At 40.3% G+C, this 22,540-nt stretch carries 16 protein-coding genes and 2 tRNA genes; 6 read left to right on the top strand and 12 right to left on the bottom strand.

The window, feature by feature from the left end:
* Positions 1 to 35: 35 nt before the first annotated feature.
* From J4N25_RS18930 to J4N25_RS18915, 4 genes are all read right to left on the bottom strand, one after another.
* Positions 36 to 1,040, bottom strand: coding sequence for a PorP/SprF family type IX secretion system membrane protein (locus tag J4N25_RS18930; protein ID WP_207423361.1), 1,005 nt, complete (start codon positions 1,038 to 1,040; stop codon positions 36 to 38).
* Between the two features lie 2 nt (positions 1,041 to 1,042).
* Entirely contained in the window at positions 1,043 to 7,651 is a 6,609-nt protein-coding gene (locus J4N25_RS18925) for a PKD domain-containing protein (RefSeq protein ID WP_207423360.1), read from the bottom strand.
* Positions 7,652 to 8,390: 739 nt separating this feature from the next.
* The gene (locus J4N25_RS18920) at positions 8,391 to 8,984 is read right to left on the bottom strand and encodes a DUF502 domain-containing protein (protein WP_207423359.1); all 594 of its coding nucleotides are present in this window, start codon (positions 8,982 to 8,984) and stop codon (positions 8,391 to 8,393) included.
* Positions 8,985 to 9,049: 65 nt separating this feature from the next.
* Positions 9,050 to 11,518, bottom strand: a complete 2,469-nt coding sequence (locus tag J4N25_RS18915) for a bifunctional UDP-N-acetylmuramoyl-tripeptide:D-alanyl-D-alanine ligase/alanine racemase (RefSeq protein ID WP_207423358.1) — start codon at positions 11,516 to 11,518, stop codon at positions 9,050 to 9,052.
* Positions 11,519 to 11,581: 63 nt separating this feature from the next.
* Between J4N25_RS18915 and J4N25_RS18910 the strand changes: the two genes are divergently transcribed.
* The 3 genes from J4N25_RS18910 to J4N25_RS18900 all read left to right on the top strand — a co-directional run bounded on the left by J4N25_RS18910 (position 11,582) and on the right by J4N25_RS18900 (position 12,391).
* Positions 11,582 to 12,055 carry a regulatory protein RecX gene (locus J4N25_RS18910; protein ID WP_369410872.1) on the top strand — a complete coding sequence of 158 codons (474 nt, stop codon included), beginning with the start codon at positions 11,582 to 11,584 and terminating at the stop codon, positions 12,053 to 12,055.
* Between the two features lie 102 nt (positions 12,056 to 12,157).
* Positions 12,158 to 12,230: transfer RNA gene (locus J4N25_RS18905), tRNA-Gly, on the top strand.
* Positions 12,231 to 12,302: 72 nt separating this feature from the next.
* Positions 12,303 to 12,391, top strand: a tRNA-Leu gene (locus J4N25_RS18900).
* A gap of 92 nt (positions 12,392 to 12,483) precedes the next feature.
* On the opposite strand, the gene J4N25_RS18895 is transcribed toward J4N25_RS18900, so the two are convergent.
* On the bottom strand, positions 12,484 to 12,993 hold the full coding sequence (locus J4N25_RS18895) for a 3'-5' exonuclease (protein WP_207423356.1): 510 nt from the start codon (positions 12,991 to 12,993) through the stop codon (positions 12,484 to 12,486).
* A gap of 189 nt (positions 12,994 to 13,182) precedes the next feature.
* Here J4N25_RS18895 and J4N25_RS18890 point away from each other — a divergent pair, with 189 nt between their 5' ends.
* From J4N25_RS18890 to J4N25_RS18880, 3 genes are all read left to right on the top strand, one after another.
* Complete coding sequence (locus J4N25_RS18890) at positions 13,183 to 13,629, top strand: KTSC domain-containing protein (protein WP_207423355.1); 447 nt, start codon at positions 13,183 to 13,185, stop codon at positions 13,627 to 13,629.
* Positions 13,630 to 13,635: 6 nt separating this feature from the next.
* Positions 13,636 to 14,187 (top strand): uracil-DNA glycosylase family protein, encoded by a 552-nt coding sequence (locus J4N25_RS18885; protein ID WP_207423354.1) that lies wholly within the window; start codon positions 13,636 to 13,638, stop codon positions 14,185 to 14,187.
* 78 nt (positions 14,188 to 14,265) lie between these two features.
* Complete coding sequence (locus J4N25_RS18880; protein WP_207423353.1) at positions 14,266 to 15,144, top strand: NmrA family NAD(P)-binding protein; 879 nt, start codon at positions 14,266 to 14,268, stop codon at positions 15,142 to 15,144.
* Positions 15,145 to 15,169: 25 nt separating this feature from the next.
* On the opposite strand, the gene J4N25_RS18875 is transcribed toward J4N25_RS18880, so the two are convergent.
* The 7 genes from J4N25_RS18875 to J4N25_RS18845 all read right to left on the bottom strand — a co-directional run bounded on the left by J4N25_RS18875 (position 15,170) and on the right by J4N25_RS18845 (position 22,508).
* Positions 15,170 to 15,814, bottom strand: a complete 645-nt coding sequence (locus J4N25_RS18875; protein WP_207423352.1) for a DUF1361 domain-containing protein — start codon at positions 15,812 to 15,814, stop codon at positions 15,170 to 15,172.
* Between the two features lie 102 nt (positions 15,815 to 15,916).
* Positions 15,917 to 17,323: a B12-binding domain-containing radical SAM protein gene (locus tag J4N25_RS18870; protein ID WP_207423351.1), complete on the bottom strand. Its 1,407-nt coding sequence runs from the start codon at positions 17,321 to 17,323 to the stop codon at positions 15,917 to 15,919.
* Positions 17,324 to 17,406: 83 nt separating this feature from the next.
* Complete coding sequence (locus tag J4N25_RS18865) at positions 17,407 to 17,697, bottom strand: hypothetical protein (protein ID WP_207423350.1); 291 nt, start codon at positions 17,695 to 17,697, stop codon at positions 17,407 to 17,409.
* Positions 17,698 to 18,081: 384 nt separating this feature from the next.
* Positions 18,082 to 19,098, bottom strand: coding sequence for a glycoside hydrolase family 43 protein (locus tag J4N25_RS18860; RefSeq protein WP_207423349.1), 1,017 nt, complete (start codon positions 19,096 to 19,098; stop codon positions 18,082 to 18,084).
* A 147-nt stretch (positions 19,099 to 19,245) separates the two neighbouring features.
* On the bottom strand, positions 19,246 to 19,971 hold the full coding sequence (locus tag J4N25_RS18855; RefSeq protein ID WP_207423348.1) for a hypothetical protein: 726 nt from the start codon (positions 19,969 to 19,971) through the stop codon (positions 19,246 to 19,248).
* Between the two features lie 8 nt (positions 19,972 to 19,979).
* A complete protein-coding gene (locus tag J4N25_RS18850) occupies positions 19,980 to 20,978 on the bottom strand; it encodes a hypothetical protein (RefSeq protein ID WP_207423347.1) in 999 nt (332 codons plus the stop codon).
* 18 nt (positions 20,979 to 20,996) lie between these two features.
* Positions 20,997 to 22,508 carry a helix-hairpin-helix domain-containing protein gene (locus J4N25_RS18845; RefSeq protein WP_207423346.1) on the bottom strand — a complete coding sequence of 504 codons (1,512 nt, stop codon included), beginning with the start codon at positions 22,506 to 22,508 and terminating at the stop codon, positions 20,997 to 20,999.
* Positions 22,509 to 22,540: the final 32 nt, after the last annotated feature.

Genomic DNA, 22,540 nt, shown 5'->3' with positions numbered 1-22,540 from the left:
TAAGAAAACTTTAAAATTAAAGAAGATAAGTTAAGCTAGTAAAAATCATAACAGCGTTTTCCATAATTGTAGCGTTCCCCAGCGTCGCTATTAGGAAATGTTGTTTCCCAGGTAACTGCACCTTCTGTACTACCGCCTGTTTCCCCGTATTTGAGTTTCGATGCAGTAGCATCGTGACTCACACCAACTCTTATTTTATCGTAGGAATCTGAACGATCGAAAATATCCAAACTGATGGAAAACACAAAAGCATCCCTCTGTTTACTTTCACCCCTGTACCAAGCCCCCAGATTTACTCTCCTGGTTTTATACTGGAGGCCAGTGCTAATTGAATTACGACCATATTGGCGATAATATACTACCGAGGGGATCAGTGCGGGGCCATTAACGTCGTCATTATAATCTAAAGGAAAGCGGTAGCTTGCATGCCCGTTAATCCGCATATCTAATACAGATCTTGCTCCTGAAAAAGACTCGTTAGGCTTATTGATATGTTGTACAGAACCGCCAATCATGGCATTAAAGAAAACCAGGTTCACACCTGCTCCGGAATCAAAATAAAATCGATTGTTTTGAGAAGGCAGACCGGCCTTCGTGGGGCTTGCGATAGGGCCATTTTCGTTCAGCTGATCATAAAACACCGCTTTATTGTAGTCGAATTTTAAATTACCTAAACCAGCCTGAACACCAAAAGAAAGTACCGCATTATCCCAATCAACACTGTAAGAATAAATTCCCGCCAAGGTATTTCTTTTAAGATAGGTAGTTCCCTCACTACTCCGTGTGGCTAACAAGCCAACTCCTCCGCCGAATTTTGGGACATTATAATCGACTGAAAATGAAGAATAATTCAGCGGACCGTAAATGCTGGTCCATTGCGAACGGTGAATAAAGTTGACCCTCAGACTTCCGGCAAATTGACCATTGAGGGAAGGGTTTAGATAATTAGGCGCGTTGTAAAATTGAGAATAAATAGGATCCTGCGCAAAAACACTCAACTTTATTAGAATAAGAAAAACTACTAGTAAACCCCTTTTCATCCTTATCTGATCAAAGTTACACTTCCATTTCGGATTTTCCGTCCTTTAGACCCACTATAGCTCATTCCTTTCCATTCTGTCCCATCGACAAAGCTGCCGGAAATTTCCCATACATAGACTCCCTGTGGTGCAGGTGAACCGTTGATCGTGCCATCCCATCCTTCTACCGGAGAACCAGAGTCGTCTAATTTATTTGATTGCCACAGCAACTCTCCCCATCGATTAAAGACTCGAATAGAATAGCTCGTAAGTCCCAGCGCTTTCGGTCTGAAAGTTTGCAGTTCAGGGTGAAGACTACCCGGCTCGAAGGCATTAGGAACCTGCATATAACAAGGGATAGTGTCAACACGAACATATTTAATCATTGTTGAATCACAGCCATTCTCATTACGAACAGTGAGTTTCACCTGATATTTTCCGATAGCAGGGAACTTATGCGTAGGATTTTTCTCGTAGGAGATCTTTCCATCTCCGAAAGCCCAGGTATATCTATTGGCATCGGCACTACTTCTGTTGATAAAATCAAAAGTAAATTTAGGTGCCTTAATTACGGTGTCTGGAGAAACATCAAAGTCGGCCACTGGAGGTCCGGAAACATTAATGTATCTGGTAGCCGACTGTTGAACACAGGTACCGTACCTAATAGTCAGTGTTACAGGGTAAGGTTTATTTCCATCCTGATAATTAAACACTTTCACAGGCTCCTTTAAGGAAGACTGTCCAAGTATGCCGAAGTCCCACTCATAGTTAACGTCATTTGGAGCTGTTGAAGTAAACTTAACGGTAACACTACCGCAGCCGGCATCAACAGATGGTTTAATTACAGGGATCTGCAGATCGATCACTTTGAAATTCTTTTGCAAGGTATCCTTACAGACACCGTTATCGGCAATTAGTCGAACCCAATGGTCACCAGTTCCAAATGCTCTTTCCTGAGGAATTAATCCCGTTTGAGCAGGCCCCTCATCATATTCCCATATGTAAGAGCTAGCCCCCGAAGTAGTGTTAGAGGTTACCTTTAATCGAAGGGAGCCATTACAACCTAGATCATTCTCGAGGGTGAAGGCTGCTGAAGGTTTAGGGTATGTTGAGATGGTAATTTCGGAGCTCATAGCATTCCCGCAATCCACATTCAACACGCGCAACTTCAGTTTGTAAACCTTGTTTGGTTGTTGCAAGACTGGAAGTTGAGGATCAGCCCCGGTAGCTACAACCACTCCATCCAGGATCCATTCATACGCATCAGCGTTCTTTGATTTATTATTAACCTTTATTGCAAGGGGCGCACAGCCGGTTGCATCTGAAATTAATTGGAAGTCAGCCACAGGCAGCGGCTTATAAGTAATGTATTTAGTTGCTGTTTCTGAACAGCCGGTGAGAAGATTAGTAACTGTTAATTGAACTTTATCGGCGTGAGGGTAACTAGAGCCAGTATAGCTGAACAGCTTGCCAGATATATCTTTAGTATTACCTAAAAACTCTGTATCGTTCCTTGTCCAAAAATACTTTAACGGCCCCGCTTCAGTAGAAGTCGTTTTATCGGTAAAACTTAGAGTTGCAGAGGGTCCACAAATTGTCTCTGTAGAAGAAGAAAAATCCACATTCGGACCAGCAGTCACTTGCACTTGCTTTATGTCGGTAGAAATACAGCCCTCACTATTGTAAGCTGTCATCTTCACAGTATAAGTTCCCGCTTGTGTATAAATATGCTCAGAGGTATTTCCAGTGGTTATATTAGATAGATCACCAGGGTCTCCAAAATCCCATTCAACGGCACGGGCATTAGGGGAAGTTGATTGAACTGTTAACGTATAAGGCTTACAATTAATACTTCCCGCTGTGGTTACAAATGAAGCAACCGGCAGTGAAGTAATTATTACCTGTTGGCTATAAACATCAGAACAGATCTGCATAAATGGAGAGGATCTTTCTGCTTTTAATGTAATAGTATAAGTACCCGGATTAGCATAAGAGAAATCTGGGTTTGGACTGCTTATGTACATGCCATTACCGTAGAAGTCCCAACTGTATGCCACCCCTAGCTGGTTTGATTTCACAAACTCCAATTTCTCACCCACGCAATAAATATTCTTCTTCAATTGGAAAGAGGCTTTAGGCGATTCATTCACAACTATCACTAACTCCCTTTCATCTGTCGAGCAATCATCCTTCACCTTCAACTTAACGTGATAAGTACCAGCATCTAAAAATGTGTGAGGTTTATTAATTTCTGTTGCTACTGTGTACTCTATATCGGTCCCATCATTAAAGTCCCATTCATAACTTTTACCATTGAAACTCTTATTGTTAGAAAACTTAACAGTAAAAGGAGCACATCCGATTTGATTGTCAGCTTCCAGTATCGCTGTTACTGTTCTCGGATAAACGGTAATATCAAAACTCGTCTCATCTTCGCCACAGGCATTACTAACCTTTAGCTTTACAGTAAACTTTTTCGTTTGCGTGACGTCAAATATATATGTCTCAATATCTTTAAAATCCTGTGCCTTCTTTTCTTCTACAATTGTGCTTCCAAGCATAACGGTCATTGCATAATCGGTAGGGATATATGCGGAAACTTTCGATTCATTTTTAAACGTTACAGGAAGTGTGGCACAACCATAAAGCTTATCTGGCACAAAAACAGCCTTTGGTTTTGCGTAAACTATTATGTCCTGGCTTTTGTCTGAGGTACTGCAATTAAATCCATCAGTTACAATCAGCTTAATCTTATGAATTGCATCCTCGAACGGTTGGCTTTGGTTAAGCTTGCTAGCTGGGATAGTGATATCTTTAGCATTGCTATAGAACTGCCCGTCTAATTCCCACTTGTAAATTATCCCATCCACCACTGTCGACTTGTTAATTAGTTTTACCTCAAGAGGGTTACATCCCTTGCTCTTATCATTCTCAAATTGGAAGTCGGCCACTAAGGCAGGCAAAATATTCACCTTGATCTCAGAAAAGATGGGAGGACAGCTATTGTCATCGCTAGTAAATGTCCAACGGAAGGTATAAGAGGTGCCCGGAGCTAGACCGCTTACAAAGGCCTTGGGATCAGTTCGGTCAAAAAACCCATTAAGCGCAGGAGTTACCGACCATTCGCCTTTAAAACCATAGGGAGCTGCATTGGCATTTAACCTGAAATTAACTGGAGGAGTACAGAAATTTTGGTTGACTCCGGCGTTAGGAGCAGTACCAGGTTTAACAACTATCGTATAATCTATAGGGGTACCATAACAAGTAGCATCTCCATAATTATAAATGGGAGTAATAGTAAATTTGGTAGTTAAGTTAGAGCTTCCAGTATTTACGGTAGATATAAGTGGAATTTGAGGATCAGTTCCCGAAGTTAAGTCGGTGCCTTTGCTTGAAGGATCCACAACCCTAAGATAAGTGATAGATGCGCCTGCAGGGAGAGATCCTGCATCTGTTGCAGGAGAGAATGCATTTATTTTCTCACCGTTACACACCGTGCTAGGTACTGGATTGCCAGAAATGCCAATTGTAGGCAGTACAAAATATTTAACCTCCACAGGTAGTCCGGTGCAAATGATACCATTTCCATAATCGTACATCGGAGTTACCGTTACTTTAATGATTTGCGGTACTTTGGAACCATTGGCTAAGGTGTTAAATGCAGGTATAGTGGCAGTAGTTTTTAACCCATTAATGTTAGAATTACCACTGTATGCTGGATCAGAACTAAGGTTAAACATTGTAATAGCACCAGGTTGACGCACAACTAGTAGTGGAACTTCTTGAGTTTGCGAATTGTTACATAAATAGAACTCTGTGGTGGCAATCTTTAACTCTGGCTTTTTCCGAACTGAAATAGTTAATATATTAGATAGCGTTTCACAGGAATTTTCAATTGCTCTGATTTGTACATCTGTATTTTTCGTGAGGCCGATGAGATCCAGAACTGAGGAGGACAAAGTTTGTTCGGCAGACCAATCTTCGCCACTCTCCCTTTTTCTCCAAAAGTAAGTTGCGTTTGAATCATATCCTGTCAACTCCAGCTGCAGGTTGTCTCCCTCACAAATGTTGGACGGACCATTATTTTTGACTTTTAAAACAACTGGTTGAGGCAAAGGGGTAACAGTAACCGTAAATGGATCAGATTCATATGGAATGTCTCCACAAGTAGTTCCACCTCCAACAACCACAGCTACAAACTGCGTATTTTTATTAACTGGAGTAGTAAGGGTATTGGAGGTATTATCAATTGTATTCCAGGCAGAGGCTCCGTCTTCTTTGAATTTCCAGTGTTTGATGACACCGTTATATCCGTCTAATGTCAACGTAACAACCTCCCCTGCACACGGTATACCAGGGCCCTTACTTATTATTCCTTTTTTCGGTGCCGGATATATAGTTATTGTTATATACGCGGCCTCCTGACACTCGATCTTATTAGAGAAAGCTACTCCCCAACGGAACTTATAAACAGCAGGTCCCGGGCCTACAGCCTTCAAACCATTCACAGTACAAGTTGCCGAACTTGAATTGCTAATTGCAGCCGAAACAGCACTTGTTGCACCACCAGGAGCTTCTACGCATAGCCAATTCCCTATCTGTCCAGGTAGCACAGGGCGCCCTATTAATTTTATAGATCTTGGAACCGGGTTAGCTAAATCGAAGCCACATATTTCCGCATTGTTACTTCCTAATCCTTCAGCAGGGTCTATAACTGCAGTTACAGTAAATCCGTCTCCTACTTCTATTTTTTTCGTTGCAATCTGTCCCGGATTAGCACATTCGTTTCCGTGAGTAACCCGCAACAGGTATTTGCCAGCCTTTTTGATATTAATTGCTGGAAGGAGAATATTATCACCCTGAGGAAATTCATAAATGTTTGATGGGTTAGAAATTACAGTACCATCTTCATTAAGCAACTCCCATTTATAAGTAGGAGTGTTTGAAAACCCGGTAATTTCCAACTCTATTTCTGTAGGATCAATTAGAGATGGTTTACAAAGTACAAGATCCTCGCCTTTTTTGAAACTAACACCTAGCTCATTAAGGGAGGACGAAATGGTAAGAACTTTTACAGTTTTGATCATCCCGCAGTTCTCAAGGTTGCCAACGCTTAACCTTATTTTATAAGAACCGGGCTTATTAAATCTTATTTCGGAATTGGCGTTAGTGGGAGATCCAACAAAACTATAAGCGGTTGGATCAGCAGGCGATTCAAGAGAATTGTTGTTCAGTACTTCCCACTGATATGAAACAGGGATACAAACACCAGCAAGAGGTGTTGTACTTTCAAGTTTAACACTAGCACCAGCACAATAATTATTAGTAATGATATTGAATTCAGGCTGAGGTTTAGCAGACACACAAAATTCATATTTTCTTTGCGCAGTACAAGCTCCGGTAGTCCCTACTAATAGAATTTCATGCTTTCCTGGAGTTAAGAATGTGTATTTAAAGGGTTTTACTACCCGGTTTTTGCTAATATCAATTTCGGCTGCTTCTGAACTACCATCTACATACCAGTAATAGATCGTCGGAGCATCACAATTCGTCCCGCCATCAGGATTTTCGCCAGGCTCGCTTAAATTATCGAAAGTAAGCTCATTGCCAACACAAAGACCGCTTTGAGGTACTTTAAAATTAACTATGGGAGGTTTACTTACTTTCGCCGCTTTTACAGTTGGAGTCGGTTCACAATAAGGGCTTGTTCCAAGGATCTCTACCTTGTAACTATTTGCAAACTTTTGCCCGTCAACCCAAAAGTCCTTTCCACAGGAGGATGTATTTTCGGCATAAACGTGAGGAATAATACCATCTGAAGCAAAATCGCAAATGGTATATTGCTCAATAGTGTCATCGCCCCAGTTCACCCTGTAGATATAACCGGGGTAATTCTCTAATACCGACTGATCCCCTTCCTTCGTAAACACTAATTTATACGGCTCTCTTTTACACTCGTCAGCTGGTATGAGGTTTACTGCAAAGTTCCTTCTACAGTTTAGGATTAAATAGCTTTTGACTGATGTAGAGCCGTTTGCCGGATTTGTAGCCGTAAAAACAGCTGTAAAGTAGCCCTTGCCAACAGGCAAATTAAATTGACCATTAGTAAAGTTAATATCGCTTACTTTATTAAGATCACTATCATAAACCTTTCCCGTAACATTGGTTCCACTACTGGAATTAATTAAAAGTAAGCTGGCATTGGTGCGATAATCGCAAAATCCGAAGGCTGGAGTAGTTCCTGATGTTTTATCAATACAATCAATATCGATAGTTGCAGGGGCACCTCCTATAACGCTAAATGATGCACCTCCTGCTACGTTAGCTTCCTTTGCCGGCGATGTGGACCGAACTTTTAATTTGTAGTTAGAGCCGGCAGTTGCTAACATTGAGCCATTAATGTAGGTAGTAAAATGGCTCGCCACTGAACCTATCACTTTTTCTTTACCTGCTCCAAAGGTTCCATCAGAGCCAGAGATAACAAGCTCAAACACATTTCCGATGGCGAAACATCCCGTAACCTTAATAGGAACAGAGATCTGGCCCCCATTCACAAAAACTCCTGTCCCTTTGTCAAAATCTCCTACCTCAAGAGTTTGGGCATTAGAACTGAAAGAGAAAAAAACTAGCAAACTACACAACAAAGTGTAAAAGGTACCGTTAAGTTTAGGAATACAATGCGAAACAAAAAGGTAAAATGCCTTCAATATAAAATCTTTCAAAATATTCAAATCAATTTGCAGCAAAGCATCGCTCAGATACTTCTTAGCCTGAAAAATAGATCTGCCCCTCAGATCATCATACTATAGCAATTACCTCAAATTAAAAGTAAATGCTCAAAATCCTCATCAATATTTAAACTCTTTGTTCGAAGGAACAAAATAAGAGGGAAAAATATGAAAATCATCCCGTTTATTAAAGCACTATCTTTTATTAAGTTCCAACATCTTCTATCTCGCCGGGCCGCGCGAAATTCGGTTCATAGACTATCGTGCTATGTATCCTAGGTTTAGTGATGATTGAATACGTCTGATTATCTTATAAAAAGTATAATCTGTAGAAAAGACGGGACTAGGTGTTCTATTACCTCCTCAGCAGGTTTCAAACCCATTATGGAATAAGTTGAAATGAGAATTAAACTTATAATTAAGGCTGGTTATAACTAATATTCTTGCAATATGTCGAACTTTTCGCTGAAATTTTACTAAAACTTAATATTCTAGCAACTTTCCCAATTTCAGATTCGTTTAACCTATATAAAACAGATGAACATGATAATAGAAATGTTAATTGTACTTATCCTTGTAGCGTATCTTTGGATGGGATATGAATTTGCTACAGCACCTGTATTAAAAGACGAAGAGTAATCTACTAATCAATACCGCTTACTCCCCCTGAAACAACGAACTTCATAGCCTCGCTGGCCGACATGTTCAGATGTTTTACCTTGCTTGAATGAACGATATACAGTTGGCCTGCAAAAGAATACGAAAAAGGGAAGTATACAGCTACCTCTCCCGGAAGATTTATTTTTGTTAAATCCTTACTTGTAACAAAGCCGATCTGTTTCAAACCGCTTTCATTCAGCTCTACCAACACTGGTTCGTTAAACTTCTTCTCATCCCCTACAAAGGCTTCTGTTAAATCTTTAATCGAGGTATACAGAAAGTTAAACAACGGCAGCTTTTGCAACCACCTGTTAAGCCACACTTTTATCGGATCGGTTACCAAATTGGTAACAACAATACCTGCAAATAGAATAATTACAACTACAGTAAGAATTCCCAGACCAGGGATATAGATTGGCTTACCGGTCTCAGGATCAATCCATAGAGAACTTAAATTAAGAGAGTTATCAATTGATGAAACAGCCCAGTAAATCAAAAATATAGCAGCAGCAAAAGGAACTACTACTAATAATCCTTTAATAAAATAGGTAAAAAGTAATCTGAATAATTTATTCATTTTGAAATACCAGATGTAAGAATACAGGAACGTCTACCAGCTCCAAAAGTACTTATTGACAATGGCTATTCGTAATAATATATTCTTTTTACCCTTTCAGATATTCCAGTAAGGACCTCATAAGGAATGGTTTCTAACTGGCGGGCAATATCTTCTACTCTAACCACTTCGTTAAACACGATAACTTCATCCCCTTCCGATGCACTAATGCCAGTAATATCAAGCATGCACATATCCATGCAAATATTTCCAATAGTAGGAACCTGCTGCCCGTTAACCAACATTTTCCCGTTTCCGTTTCCCAGCTTCCTGCTGTAACCATCCGCATACCCTATTTTGACCGTTGCAATTTTTCCATCCCTCGGTAATATCCCTTTTCTATTGTATCCCACAGAATCTCCAGCTTTTAGTTCTTTTATTTGCGATATACTGGTTTTCAAAACGGTAACCGTTTCTAAAAGAGGTTTCTTATCCTTATGGGAACTATCAAAGCCGTATAAACCTATTCCCAATCGAACCATATCCATTTGTGCCTCAGAATGGCGACTAATGCCAGAGGTATTAGCGATATGCTTAATAAAAGAATATTGAAGTGCCTGTTCAAGTTGTCCCGTCATTTCAGAAAAATCAGCAAGCTGTTTTCGCGTAAAATCGTCGGAAGCCGCATCCTCGCTGGCAACAAGATGAGAAAAGGCACTGATAACTTTGAGATAAGGACAGTTACTCAACTCCTCAACGAGAGCTGAAATATCAGAAAACATAAAGCCAAGTCGATGCATACCCGTATCAAGCTTAATATGCACAGGGTAATTGTCAACGCCTTTAAGCTTAAGTACATTAACAAAGTCGCGAAGTACGCGGAAGCTGTAAATTTCAGGCTCCAGCCGATGCTCTACCATCACATCAAAACCAAGTACGTCAGGATTCATTACCATGATCGGTAAAGTAATACCGGCTTTTCTTAAGGTAACGCCCTCGTCCGCATACGCAACGGCGAGATAATCAACCTTGTTAAATTGAAGAAGATTCGCAATCTCAAAACTTCCGCTACCATAAGAGAAGGCTTTCACCATAACCATCAACTTTACTCCAGACTTTAACTGAGATTTATAATAGTTGAGATTATTCTCCAAAGCATTTAGATTTATCTCAAGAACCGTCTCATGTACTTTGTGTGTAAGCATCTTGCTTACCCTTTCAAACTCAAAACTTCTTGCTCCCTTTAAAAGGATTGTTTCATTGAATAACTTCAAATCATCGAGATGACACAATAAAGCGTTCGTGCTATCGAAGAAAGCAGTATCCTGTTTAAACTTATCAGCATACTGACTAATCTCCCTCCCCACCCCGATAAGTCGTTCTACACCTTTACTGGTTAGTAATTGGGCTATCTGCTCATAAAGATCTTCCGAATCCACTCCAGCTTCAAGGATATCTGAAAGAATCACGGTCCTTCTTATATGCTGGTTTTGTTGCTTAAGAAAATCAAGTGCAATGGCTAATGAGGAAATATCTGCGCTATAAGAGTCGTCAATGATTGAACAGTTATTAATCCCGTTCTTCAATTCAAGCCGCATTTTTACAGGCTGCAGCTTTTCGAGCCGCTTGTCTGCATCCACAGATAGATAACCCAAAGCCAGCATGGTGGCCCAACAACAAATCGCATTTTCAACTGAAGCTGCATCGATAAAGGGAACAACGCATTGTACATCCTTCTCATGAAAATATCCACGAAGAAATAAGTACTTGTCCTCTAAAACTTCCTCATCTGTTATTTTTAAATCTGCAGGAGCATTCCATGCCCAGGTGAATTGCTGCTTGCCAGGGATTGGCTTATTATATCCTTCGAGATACTTAGGTGAATAAATGAACAGGTCTACGTCTTTAAATAGTTCTAGTTTCTCTTCAATTTTTTCCGCGCGACTGCCGAAACCTTCATTATGGGCCTCTCCGATGTTAGTTAATATCCCGACTGTTGGTTTTATGATGCGTTCCAGGGCAATCATCTCGCCCCTTTTGGATACCCCAGCTTCAAATATGGCAAGGGTATGCTCCTCTGTCATTGACCAGACCGAGAGCGGTACACCTATTTGTGAATTATAACTTTTGGGACTACGTACGATGTTTTTCTCGGGAGCGAGCAATTGGTATAACCATTCTTTCACGATCGTTTTACCATTGCTGCCTGTTATGCCAATAACTGGATAGTTAAACTGTTGGCGATGAGCAGCTGTAAGATCCTGTAAAGCAATAGTTGTATCAGCAACCAAGAGAAAATTTGCATCTCTGGATCGCTTTGGTATGCTTGCTTCTGAAGATATTACAAAATTCCTTACTCCAGCCTCGTATACTTCGCTGATAAAATCGTGACCATCCCTTCTACCTTTTAATGCAAAGAAAAGAGTACTGGCAACATCGACAAGCTTTCTGCTATCGAAAGAAATATTCCGGATAATAGCATCTGCTGAAGAGATAAATCCTTTAGCATTAACAATTTGGGATACTTCTTCTATGGTGTATGATTTGTGCTGCATTGGCCGCTAATTTCTTTATTTTTTTAGTATTTGATGGTATTTTTACCAACTAGAATTCTTGTTGTGAAGTCAGAAAAAATTGCTCCATTAGATAAAAAAGATGCACTCTTAAAAGCTGAGCACTTTTGTGCCTACCAGGAACGATCGCACCAGGAAGTGCGGGACAAGCTCTACTCCTTCAAACTTACAACTCCTGAGGTCGAGGAATTGATATCGCAGCTGATCGAAAACAATTTCCTGAATGAAGAACGCTTTGCTATTGCTTATGCAAACGGAAAGTTCAGAATGAAAGGCTGGGGTAAATTAAAAATCAAACAGGGACTTAAGTTAAAACGGGTTTCACCGAAACTGATTGAATTAGCATTACGGCAGCTTGACGGAAACGAGTATTTAGGTAAACTGAAGGGCATTCTTGAAAAAAAAGACGCAAGTCTGAAAGAAGCAGATACTTTCAAACGGAGACAAAAGCTTGTTAACTTCGCTCTTTCCAAAGGCTATGAAAAAGATCTTATTCTGGACTTACTGACTATCAAATAATTACCAGAAATTTTAAAAAATTATTAAAAAAAAGTTGACAGAAATGCATTTCTACCTATATTTGCATCACCAAAACGCAAGAGCAGCAGCTCAAAAGAAAATGCGAAAGTAGCTCAGTTGGTAGAGCACAACCTTGCCAAGGTTGGGGTCGCGAGTTCGAATCTCGTCTTTCGCTCAAGAATCCCTTCTCAAACGAGAAGGGATTTAAATTTTAAAAAGGTTCTATTCTCTTTACTGAGAAATACCTGCTCGGGTGGTGGAACTGGTAGACACGCAGGACTTAAAATCCTGTGACCCTTAAAGGTCGTGCGGGTTCGATTCCCGCCCCGAGTACCAGTAGAACGGGAAAGTTTGTTAAACCAAGCTTTCCCGTTTTTATTTTACTGGGAATTCTTTTCTCACGGTATTCACGCGATCTCTTTCGGTGATCAAGCAGTTCCCGATACTTCCTTCTTCGCTACCTTCCTATTATGCAAAATAAACAGCTTGGCACAGGCAATAGCATCAGACAAGGCGTCGTGGTGATTTAAATTAATACCGTATGTCTTACAAAGCAGATTTAATTTCTGACCGTATATCTTATAAGTACAATGGGATTTAAAACCAGGCACATTAATACGATAGTAAGCCAGGGTTTGCTGCAGGCAGCTTATATCAAAGGCACTGTTATGAGCAACAATATTTTGATCACAGATATAAGGTTTTAAACGAGGCCATATCTGATCAAAAGTAAGCGCATTACGAGTCATTTCAGGAGTGATGCCATGTACAGCGATATTTTGTGCTGAGTAAAAATTATCAGGAGGCCTTACCAATATAGCTCCTTGCTGAGTAATTACATTCTGTTCTACACGAACAAGACCGATTTGACAGATGCTATGTCTCTTACCCTGAGCTGTCTCGAAATCTAGAGCTGTAAAAGTGTGAAGGCTATCCAAATTATCCTACGCTGAATTTTCGATTTAAAGATAGTGCTTCGTTCTGATTAGAGTCTTTTTTTCTTTCCACAATTAGACAATAGACATAGCAAACCTTTTTATGAAGATGAAATAATTAAAGCACCAATAGGTTTTAATCGTACCTTTGCCGCTTCTTCATAATAACACCCCCAATCTCATTTAGAATCATTGAAAAAGATTATTGACTATAGAAAACTGTTTGGAGTAACAGAGACAGCGGATTTGCAGGAATTAAAAACGGTTTACCGAGGATTAATGAAGAACTGGCATCCCGATAAATTTCAAGATAGTGAAGAAAGCAAAACAGCAGCTGAAGAAAAAAGCAAGGAAATCATTGAGGCCTACCATTTCCTGGTAAGTATTGCTCCTGAAACGAGAGAGAGAACTTCTGCAGAATATGCTTTAACCACCGCCTCTGCTATTAATGACTTCCAATACAAGTCGCAGACCCTCACCATCAGTTTTCTGGACGGCAATGAGTACGAATATTTCGACGTACCGAAGAATATTTATGTAAAGTTTATAAATGCAGATTCTCCAGGTCGCTTCTTTAGACGCCACATTTCTAATTCATATCTTTACAGAAGCACATCACGACTAACAGCTACTGCCTGATAACACATGCCATTAGTAAAACATAAATTCAAGAATTACGTACCTGCCCCGGAAACTGAAATACTGATACTTGGGACTTTCGTTCCTGATGTGGAAGAAGACACAGATTTCTTCTACGGCCGCTCACGGAATTACCTGTGGCACTTGTTACCAATATGCTGGAAGCAAGAGTCGTTGAAGGAAGCTTCTCTAGCCCAAAAACAACAGTTTATGGACAAGTATAAGCTTGGTTTTGCTGATCTTATAGATACGCTTGAAGTACCTGAAGGAGAAGAAGCAAACACTGACGATACTTTTGTTGATAGTCACATTTCTAGCTGGAACGACATTACGGCGTTATTAGAAAGCCTTCCTGCTTTGAAAGCTGTTTATTTTACCCGGAAAACGTTCAATGGAATTCCGAATATAAAGGAGAAGTTAAGCTCGATAGCTGGTTACTGCAAGCAGAAAAACCTTCGCCTGTGTAAACTTGAAACCCCCGCGCGTCATTTCAGTGTGGAGAAACAGCAGCAATGGATCGATACCATTGTGTTAAAAAAGACTTGCCTAAGAGTTTAATTTAAGCATACCTGCTGACATACTGTTGTCACCTGGGCTTTTCATCTTTGTTCTGTTAAACCAGCAAAATATAACATTATGAATATTATTGTAGGAGCAACAGGACAAATTGGTTCACACATCTTAAAAGAACTCGATAAGACCGGGATTCCGGCCCGGGCAGTAATCAGAGACCAGCGAAAACTATCTGATAAAAACAGAGATTTCAGGGAGGCCGATCTATTTAATATAGAAGAAGTTAAAAGAGCATTTGCAGGAGGCGAAACAGCATTCCTTCTAACACCAGAAGATCCAGGCTCACATGATCCAATAGGAGACGCGGAAAAAATTGTAGCAAATTACAGAACTGCAATTCTGGCTACCGGAATACAGAAGATCGTCGGACTTTCCAGCATCGGAGCCCACCTCCCTGGAAATACCGGTAACCTCGCAATGTCCAGGATCTTAGAGCAGGGATTTAAAGACCTGCCAATTGCAACAATCTTTATCCGGCCCTCATATTACTATAGCAACTGGTTAGCCTATATTGAAACCGTCCAGCAATACAACATATTACCCACCTTTTTCCCTGCAGAACTTACACTCGATATGAACGCCCCTGAAGACGTAGCTAATTTCATTGCACGTGTCATAACAGGACAAGTCTTCACAGGAATACAAGAAATCTTTGAATTGACGGGCCCTGTAAAGTATAGCTCATCAGATGTTGCAAAAACACTTTCGAACAAACTTGGTAAAGAAATACAACCTCAACCAATAGCTAAAGAAAATTGGCTTGAAACCCTTCTTTCAGCAGGATTTACTAAGAGTGCAGCTTACAGTCTTATAGAAATGACCCAGGCTGTTGTTGATGGCAAAGCTTTACCAGAGGTTCCCGCCAAGGTAGTAAAGCTTTCCACTAAGCTGCAGGAATATTTTGAAAAACAGCCGGGATTCGCGCCCTCTCCTGCCCTATAAGAGGGGCAGGTTTCGCTCCTTCGATTTATTGTCTTACTAATTTCAATGACCAGTACATCATATTTAGCAGTACTCCAATCAACAACGTGAAGCTCCAGGTTTGAGGGTGAGCAAAAGGATGGATTAGCCGGTTGCAAATATCCTGAAGCAAGCCCAAGGGATCACTTACAATATCCCAACTATTCCATCTTAGGAACCGGCCAAGATAAATACCGAAAGCACTGAGAAACAAAAAGCAAGTAGTCAGAATAAAAAGCCAGAGTTTATTCATATACTTTGATACCAGACTCTCAATGTCCATGAGACTCTGGAAGCCATATAATAATCCAGTCCAGGCAAATGAGAGGATCAATATTAGATCAAACCATATTGGTGCAGTACTTACAGATCTTAAGTGAAAAAGATCTGTAAGTATATAAGGCGAATTAGGGAAGAATAGCAACCAAATAAAAATCAGTAGTCCTGTCGCCCATCTTTTATTGATACCACAAGCAACAAGGCTGGTACTGATAATCCACGGAATAAAGGCAAGAAAAAGATTCCAATTCAGAAAAATGTAAGAGTGCGTGCCGGTCACTAAAAACCTAAGGACTGACAGAGCGAACGAGAATAAAGACATACCTGCAAGTAGAAGCGTTGTATTACCCCTATTCATTTGTTTGAGTTGCATTAGCATTAGGTGGAAGGATTAACCGTAAGGGTTGCTATTAAATGACAATAGATTACGACCATAAAGAAGTATTTTTCACTGTGAACGCCTTTACTTATGACTTCATAATAAAGAAACAGCGGCGGCAACAGGAGAACTGGGAATCTCTATTGGTGCGCTTAAATTCTCTGTGGTATTGAAACTTAAATCAGTCCTTCTGCTCATGTCTATTGGATAGTTCTTTCTGAGCCTCTTATAGGCATAGAAAGTATTCATGAATAAAGCGAGGAGAGCAGCACCGAGGCGAAGGGAAAAAACAGCCCTGGCAATTCTTTTAATAGAATATTTGAACGAAAACGACTTTTTCCATAAAGCCCTGTGAGCTGAAAGCAATTGTTCTTCATTCATCTTCTTTGGCCTGAACGCTACGTTGTAGCCATTATAGAAGTTCCAGTTTCTTTCTTCGAGAATCCGTCCCTCCAATTTCAATGTTGTATAAATAGGAGTCCCTCTGAAAGGCGTCATGATACTTAGGAAGGGAACATCGATCCCAATTTCCATCAATTGATCTGCCATATTAATAATACTTTGTTCATCGTCATGGTCAAAGCCTGCAATGAAACCCGCCATCACTGCAATGCCTCTTTTTCTTATCTCCCCAACGGCCTCCTTATAATTGCCTATCTTATTTTGCTTTTTATTGGCATCCACTAACGATTCAGTTCCAAAAGACTCAATACCAAGAAAAACACCGATACAACCGGATTTTTTCATTAGATCGAGTAATTCCGGATCTTTTGCGATGTCCATGCTAGCTTGAGTTAACCACCACTTCTTCAAGGGAATCATACCGGTTAAAAGTTCTTTGATATAGGGCCTTTTGATTGTGAGGTTGTCGTCCCAAAACCACACAACTTTTCTCTGCCACCAGAAACGAAAGTGATCGTAAGAAGCATCTCTTAGTACGTCTTCTACTGGTCTCAACCTGAAACCCGGGTTCAATGATGGCACCGTGCAAAAAGAACAGGAAAATGGGCAGCCACGCGTAGCTTGTATTACCTTTTTAATAAAGAACTTGTCGGGGAGAAGGTCATAACGAGGAGTAGGTAAATTTTCCATATCACAAGGAGTCCCCTTATAAACCTGTTTTAGCGTTTTGTTCTCAGCATCCATTAATAGACTGGACCAGACATTCTCCGCCTCCCCCGTCACAATAGCATCAAAATACAATAAAGCCTCCTCTTCACAATAGGTTACATGAGGTCCGCCCGCAACCACGGTTTTTCCTTTCATACGAAATTCTGTTGCTAACTTATAAGCAGCAGTAGCGAAGCCGCTGAAAAAAGAAATAGCTATTAAATCTGCGTCGGTGTTGTACTGTATTTGATCAACCTGCTGATGAAACACCCTTACACTGTGCCTTTGAGGGGTAATAGCAGCCAGAGGTATGCCGGTTATAGGAGGCACAAAATCCCTTTCGTGACCAAACTCATATCTCTGGATATAAGCTATGATAAGATCGATTTTCATACACAAACAATTAAAGTTGATGCCCAGAAGAAGATCTTAGAGCACCAGAAGTACTACAGTTTGGATAAGTGGGTACTTTTCAGTTAACTTCCGCTAATCGGCGATCCAAAAAGCCCAACAGCAAGTTCTGCCCATACTAACATTAATGCTAGTAAAAGGACGGCACACAATACCATTCTCTGTCTCCTATTGGGAAATTTAGTTAGGATCAAGTCGATTCCAAATCCGGTGACAAGCAATAGAAGAGCCGCCACTAGAAAATCGAAAGGATCCCATTTCACTTCAGATGTAAACTGCATTGCAATAAAAGGGATAAGTAATAAAAGTCCTACAACTATTAGGATTCCAATTTGTCTTTTTTTCCTTGTAATCATGATGAATTGATTTGTTGAATCAAAGGTATAAAGTATACTTTGTATTTCAAAGTAATTTGTTAATAAAACCACTACGAATACCAATAACATTGAAAATCAACACTATCTCTAATAAGAATACGAGAAACAGCAAATAAACCATCGCGAGTGAAAGCAAGTCGGAACCTTTCTATATCTTAAAAACGAGGGTAACGTTCCCCTTGCCCACAAGATGAAAGGCTTAAAAAGCTAACGTGAGAAAATATAAGGCATGAGGCTGAAGGGATTCCACCTTCCGTTTTAAGAAATTTTAGAGAAAGGAACTACACAAGCTAGAGAGGTTTTCACGTTTATTATTAGCTGAAACCAGAGCTAATGAGGCACATAAACTCTGGTTACATTAATTTATTTAGCTTGTTCTGTTGTTGGCCATTGCTTCAGAAGCCTCTTAAGTTCTGCTTTAGTTATAGGCAAAACAGTTCCATGCCTTGGATGAAAATCCATGCTTACTTCATTATCAATTACACGGAAGGTTTTAAGATCTGAAGACTGAGTGAACTGATACTTCCCTTTCGTGTACAGATCGTACATCAAAATATAACCATTACCCTCATTCAATTTAAATACCCCCGCTCCTTCTACAGGGTCAGAGGTTTGCTGAACCTTTTCCTCTTTTAATTCATACCCTTCGGTTAGTTTGTCAGACAAGGCTAGCTTTATTCCAGGCTTCCCACTTTCTCCTTTGAAAAACAGGTGAAAAAGTCCATCCTTCTCAACAATATCTGCATCTATAGCACCCGAATTAGTAGGACTAAAGAACAACTGTTTTGGCTCTGTTTCCAGGTCTGTAAAGTCCTTGTTTGCATAAGCGTAATAGATCTTATCCGGATCATCGCCATGCTTTAAAGAGAAATAGACCATGTACTTTTTTGCATTAGAATCGTAGATCGTTTGTGGAGCCCAAGCTCTCTTCAGCTCCTCGTTTCCCGTAAATCGCTGCTGAAAATTTACCACACTACTGGCCCAATTGATTAGATCGGTCGACTTCATCAGCACTATTGCTCTATTGGAAATCCACCCATTTGCAGAAACCATATCAGTAGCAACCATATAGAATGTTTTCCCATCGGCACCACGAAGTATATGAGGGTCACGCACCCCACCTGTTGTACTGATTTTCTCACTGCTGATCACAGGCTTGTTTCCATTAAGGGCTTTAAAATTATATCCATCCCTGCTATAACCAAAACGAATGGCCTCATCCGACTTTCGATTTCCGGTAAAATAAGTAAATAAGTAAGCAGAGTATTTCCCTTTCGCCTGCTTTTCTTTCGAAGACTTTTGCACCGGCTGTCCACTTAAACTTAGCTGCGAGAAACTTAATACAATACAGAGGGATTGAAAAATGTACTTTTTGATCATATGCAATTAATAACTGGTTACCTACAATACCCGCATTCCATATTGCTTGAAACAAATGCAGGATTCATAATATCAATAAGTACAAAAGAAAGAATAAAACAATAATAAAAGGAGGGACAAATTATTTAGGATAGGAAGATAAAATACCTATCCAAAGTAGTTCAAAATCTTCTCAAGCTCAAGCTGAATCTCTTTTTGCTTGTTTTCCCCTGCCAATAAAAAGGATGTTCTCACTTCATTTAGAGAATCTCTTTTTACGGTTATCTCCTGACTTATCTGATTGATTTCATTCTTAAGTGTGTTGAGTCGCTGAGTAAGTTGCCTTAATTCCTCAACTTTTTTCTGCAGATCAAGCTCCTTCTGTTGCAACTCCTCTTTATACTGCCGTGCATGGGCGGTTTGGAAGGCGTTAAGATCTCTTCCAATAATACTTTGATATTCATGAGCGGTTGAGATCAGGCGATCTTTATTTAATCCAGCACTTTTAAGGATGTTGAAAGCGGTAGTATACTTCAGTTGCTCATCAGTAATATCGTCAATATCTAATTTTGCATCTATAAATTCCTTAAAATCAGGACCAGCAAATATAGGGTTCTCACGATTTGCTTTATCTAATAATGCATCAAAGTATTCTGTATGCTCAGGAAAAGGCATTGCATCAGTAGGCCGGCCAACCGGAGGCTGCGACTGCTGCTGCATAGGCACAACAGGTGGGCCGGCTGTTCCTCTATCAGATTCATTAATCAGCGGGTGAGTAACATCCTTTTCAGGAATTACAGGAGGAGTCTGAGGAGGATTGCCCTTGACATCCTTCTTGTTTTTATCCTCCTCAAACTCCACAAAGGGATTTAACAAAGTCTTTAGAAAACTCATGTCTGATATTACTTTTTCAAGCTCAACAAGAACCCTATTGTAAAATTAGCATCCCAATCAAAAACAAACGTGTCAGTTTTGGAGGCGTCGGCAATTGACTTGTAGATATTTAAACCAGACTCCATCTTTTTATCCTCTGCTTTATAAGAGGCTGGGGCTTTTAAAACCGTGTATCTCTCCTCTCCTTTCCGATGCTGTTTGGCAAGAGTAAAAGGTACCCCACCTATGATAAAACCTACATTACGTTTATCGGAAGGAACTTTGGAAATTGCGTCCCTAACTTGGTTGTACACATCTTCATTTGAAAGATTTTGCTGATAATACTTCGCTCCTGGTAGTTCCAAACTTTTAAGTGAACCATTCTCTTCCCATGAGATCTTTGTATTACCTGAACCTATATCAACCATAAAGGAGTTTTCTATAAATGCAGGAGGAACGGTTGCCTGAAGAGCAAACTTCGCTTCCTGATCTGGGGTAACATTGTTCACCACGTAACCCATCTTCTTTAGCTCATTACTGATGGTTTTGGTTTTTGGTTCCTTCTGCGCACCAGATGAAATAACGAAATGGACATTGTTCTTTGCTACGCCCTTATCGAACATCCCGGCGATATATTTCTTCAACCCTGCCCGTATGTCTTCTGTGGTTGCCAGGCCCTCATAAGCAAGGGATTCGCCGAAGTCTTTTGACACAATTTCCCAACGTTTGTCTTTGTCCAGATTGATAACAAAAGAATTAAAACCTGTCGCTCCTAATTCAACGACACCGGTCAGGGTTCCATTTTGAGGCTTTTCCGGAGTATAGTTGAATTCTCTCGCCTCATCAGTAGACGCTGTATTATTACCCTGTGCCGGGCTTTGACTTCCCGTTGCACTGCTATCCCAACTATTGGTGGTATTTTCAGAGGACTCAGGTTTACTACCCCCTCCTGAATTCTTAAAGGCGAAATAACCTAATATGGCTATTATCGCAATGATGATAAATATTCCTGCTGGTTTTAGTTTCATTGTCTTAATTTTTAATATCTATTTATTAGCCATTGTTATCACTACAACCCTGCCGCCTTCTTCGTTTGAAAGCAATAGTTTTTTTCCGTCTGAAATCTCTACCATAGAGCCTATCGGTATCAACTTATCCTCCGTCAAATCTTTTAGCGAATTCAGCTTCTGATTTACAAGCACCCACTTATTATTAAACCAAGTAAAGTAGCCCAGAGGCACTTTTTGTTCTTCGGTCAAACGTTCATTCCTTGCTACATTTCTGTTCACATGCCAGTGGAATAAATATTGATTATGATAAACCATTAACCTATGGTTCTCAGGTTTCCATACTGTTGGTTTAAACTGATAGTAGAGATCTAGAACTGGAAGAGTACCTTTAATTGGAGTTCCGCAAAATGGGCATTTAGGGGCTGTAGAATTATCAAAAACAAACCACTTTTGGTCGCAGGCTGTATTTGCACAAGGCTGCATGAGATCAGTAGTCTTTAATAGAGCTTGTTCCCACATATCTGCGTTAGGCCGCTGCTGGGGATGGTGCAGACCCGTAATAAAGGCCTGATCAAATAAAGCTTTCAGATAGGGGCCGGTGAGGGTATAAGGAAGTTTTGTTATGTCAGCCCAGGGCAATGCCGATTTCGGCTGCTGGTCGAGTTTCGGCCTGTTGGAAGCGTCAGTTGGATGCTCTATAAACAGAGCTTTTTCACCCATGGATAGGAGATCGTCTTCTTCTGTATCCAGGGAATTGATCTTTCCTCCTTTCAAAGGATGACGGTAAAGCAGATACATATAGATCATCACCGCCAGTGCATGAAGGTCTGTAAGGCGATTTGCATGTTTACGATTAGGATCACGCAGGTCTAAATGCTTCGTACTTAAGACTTCTGGTGCAATAAAATCTGCAGTACCGATCACATCAGGCGGATACAAGCCAGGAACTACTAATCCGTCTATATCTATAATCGTAGCATCGCGATGAACAGGATCAATTAAAACGTTCTTATAAGAAAGATCGGAATGTGCCAGTCCTGCAGCATGAAGTCGCTTTACCCCTCGCGCTATTTTCACACATATCTGGAAATAACTCTGCCAGTTGCCTAACTCTGACTCATCAAGTCTCAAAGGAAACTGTTTATTCCTAAACTTACCTGAAGCAAACCATAGCCCTTGCTTTTCCTTTCCTTTTATACCGTCGCTAGTGGCATAGCCCTTTGCGAAAAAAAAGTTCTTTCTATAGGTGGGTACAATTAAACCAAGCTGGTTTCCTAATTGCACCACATCTGTTGGCCAGGAATATACTGATTTGTAATACTCCCCACCCTCGCGGTTAAAAAAGCTATCGTAGTACTGCGTTACCAGTTTTGTTAAACGTTCTTTGGAATTAAAATCCTGCTTATCCCGGTAAAAGGCAATAACATAAGACCTATCCGGAGCGAAATAAACATCTTTCATTCCTCCCCTCATAGGATCTCCATTATCAGTGTACTGATAAGTTTTACCTGAATGAATAATTGAAGAAACTGACTTAACGTTTGTCATTAATAATCGATTTATTATTTGCCTTTAACAGG

It is taken from the genome of Desertivirga brevis (genome assembly GCF_017355835.1).
This window is presented reverse-complemented; position numbering and strand designations above follow the sequence as displayed.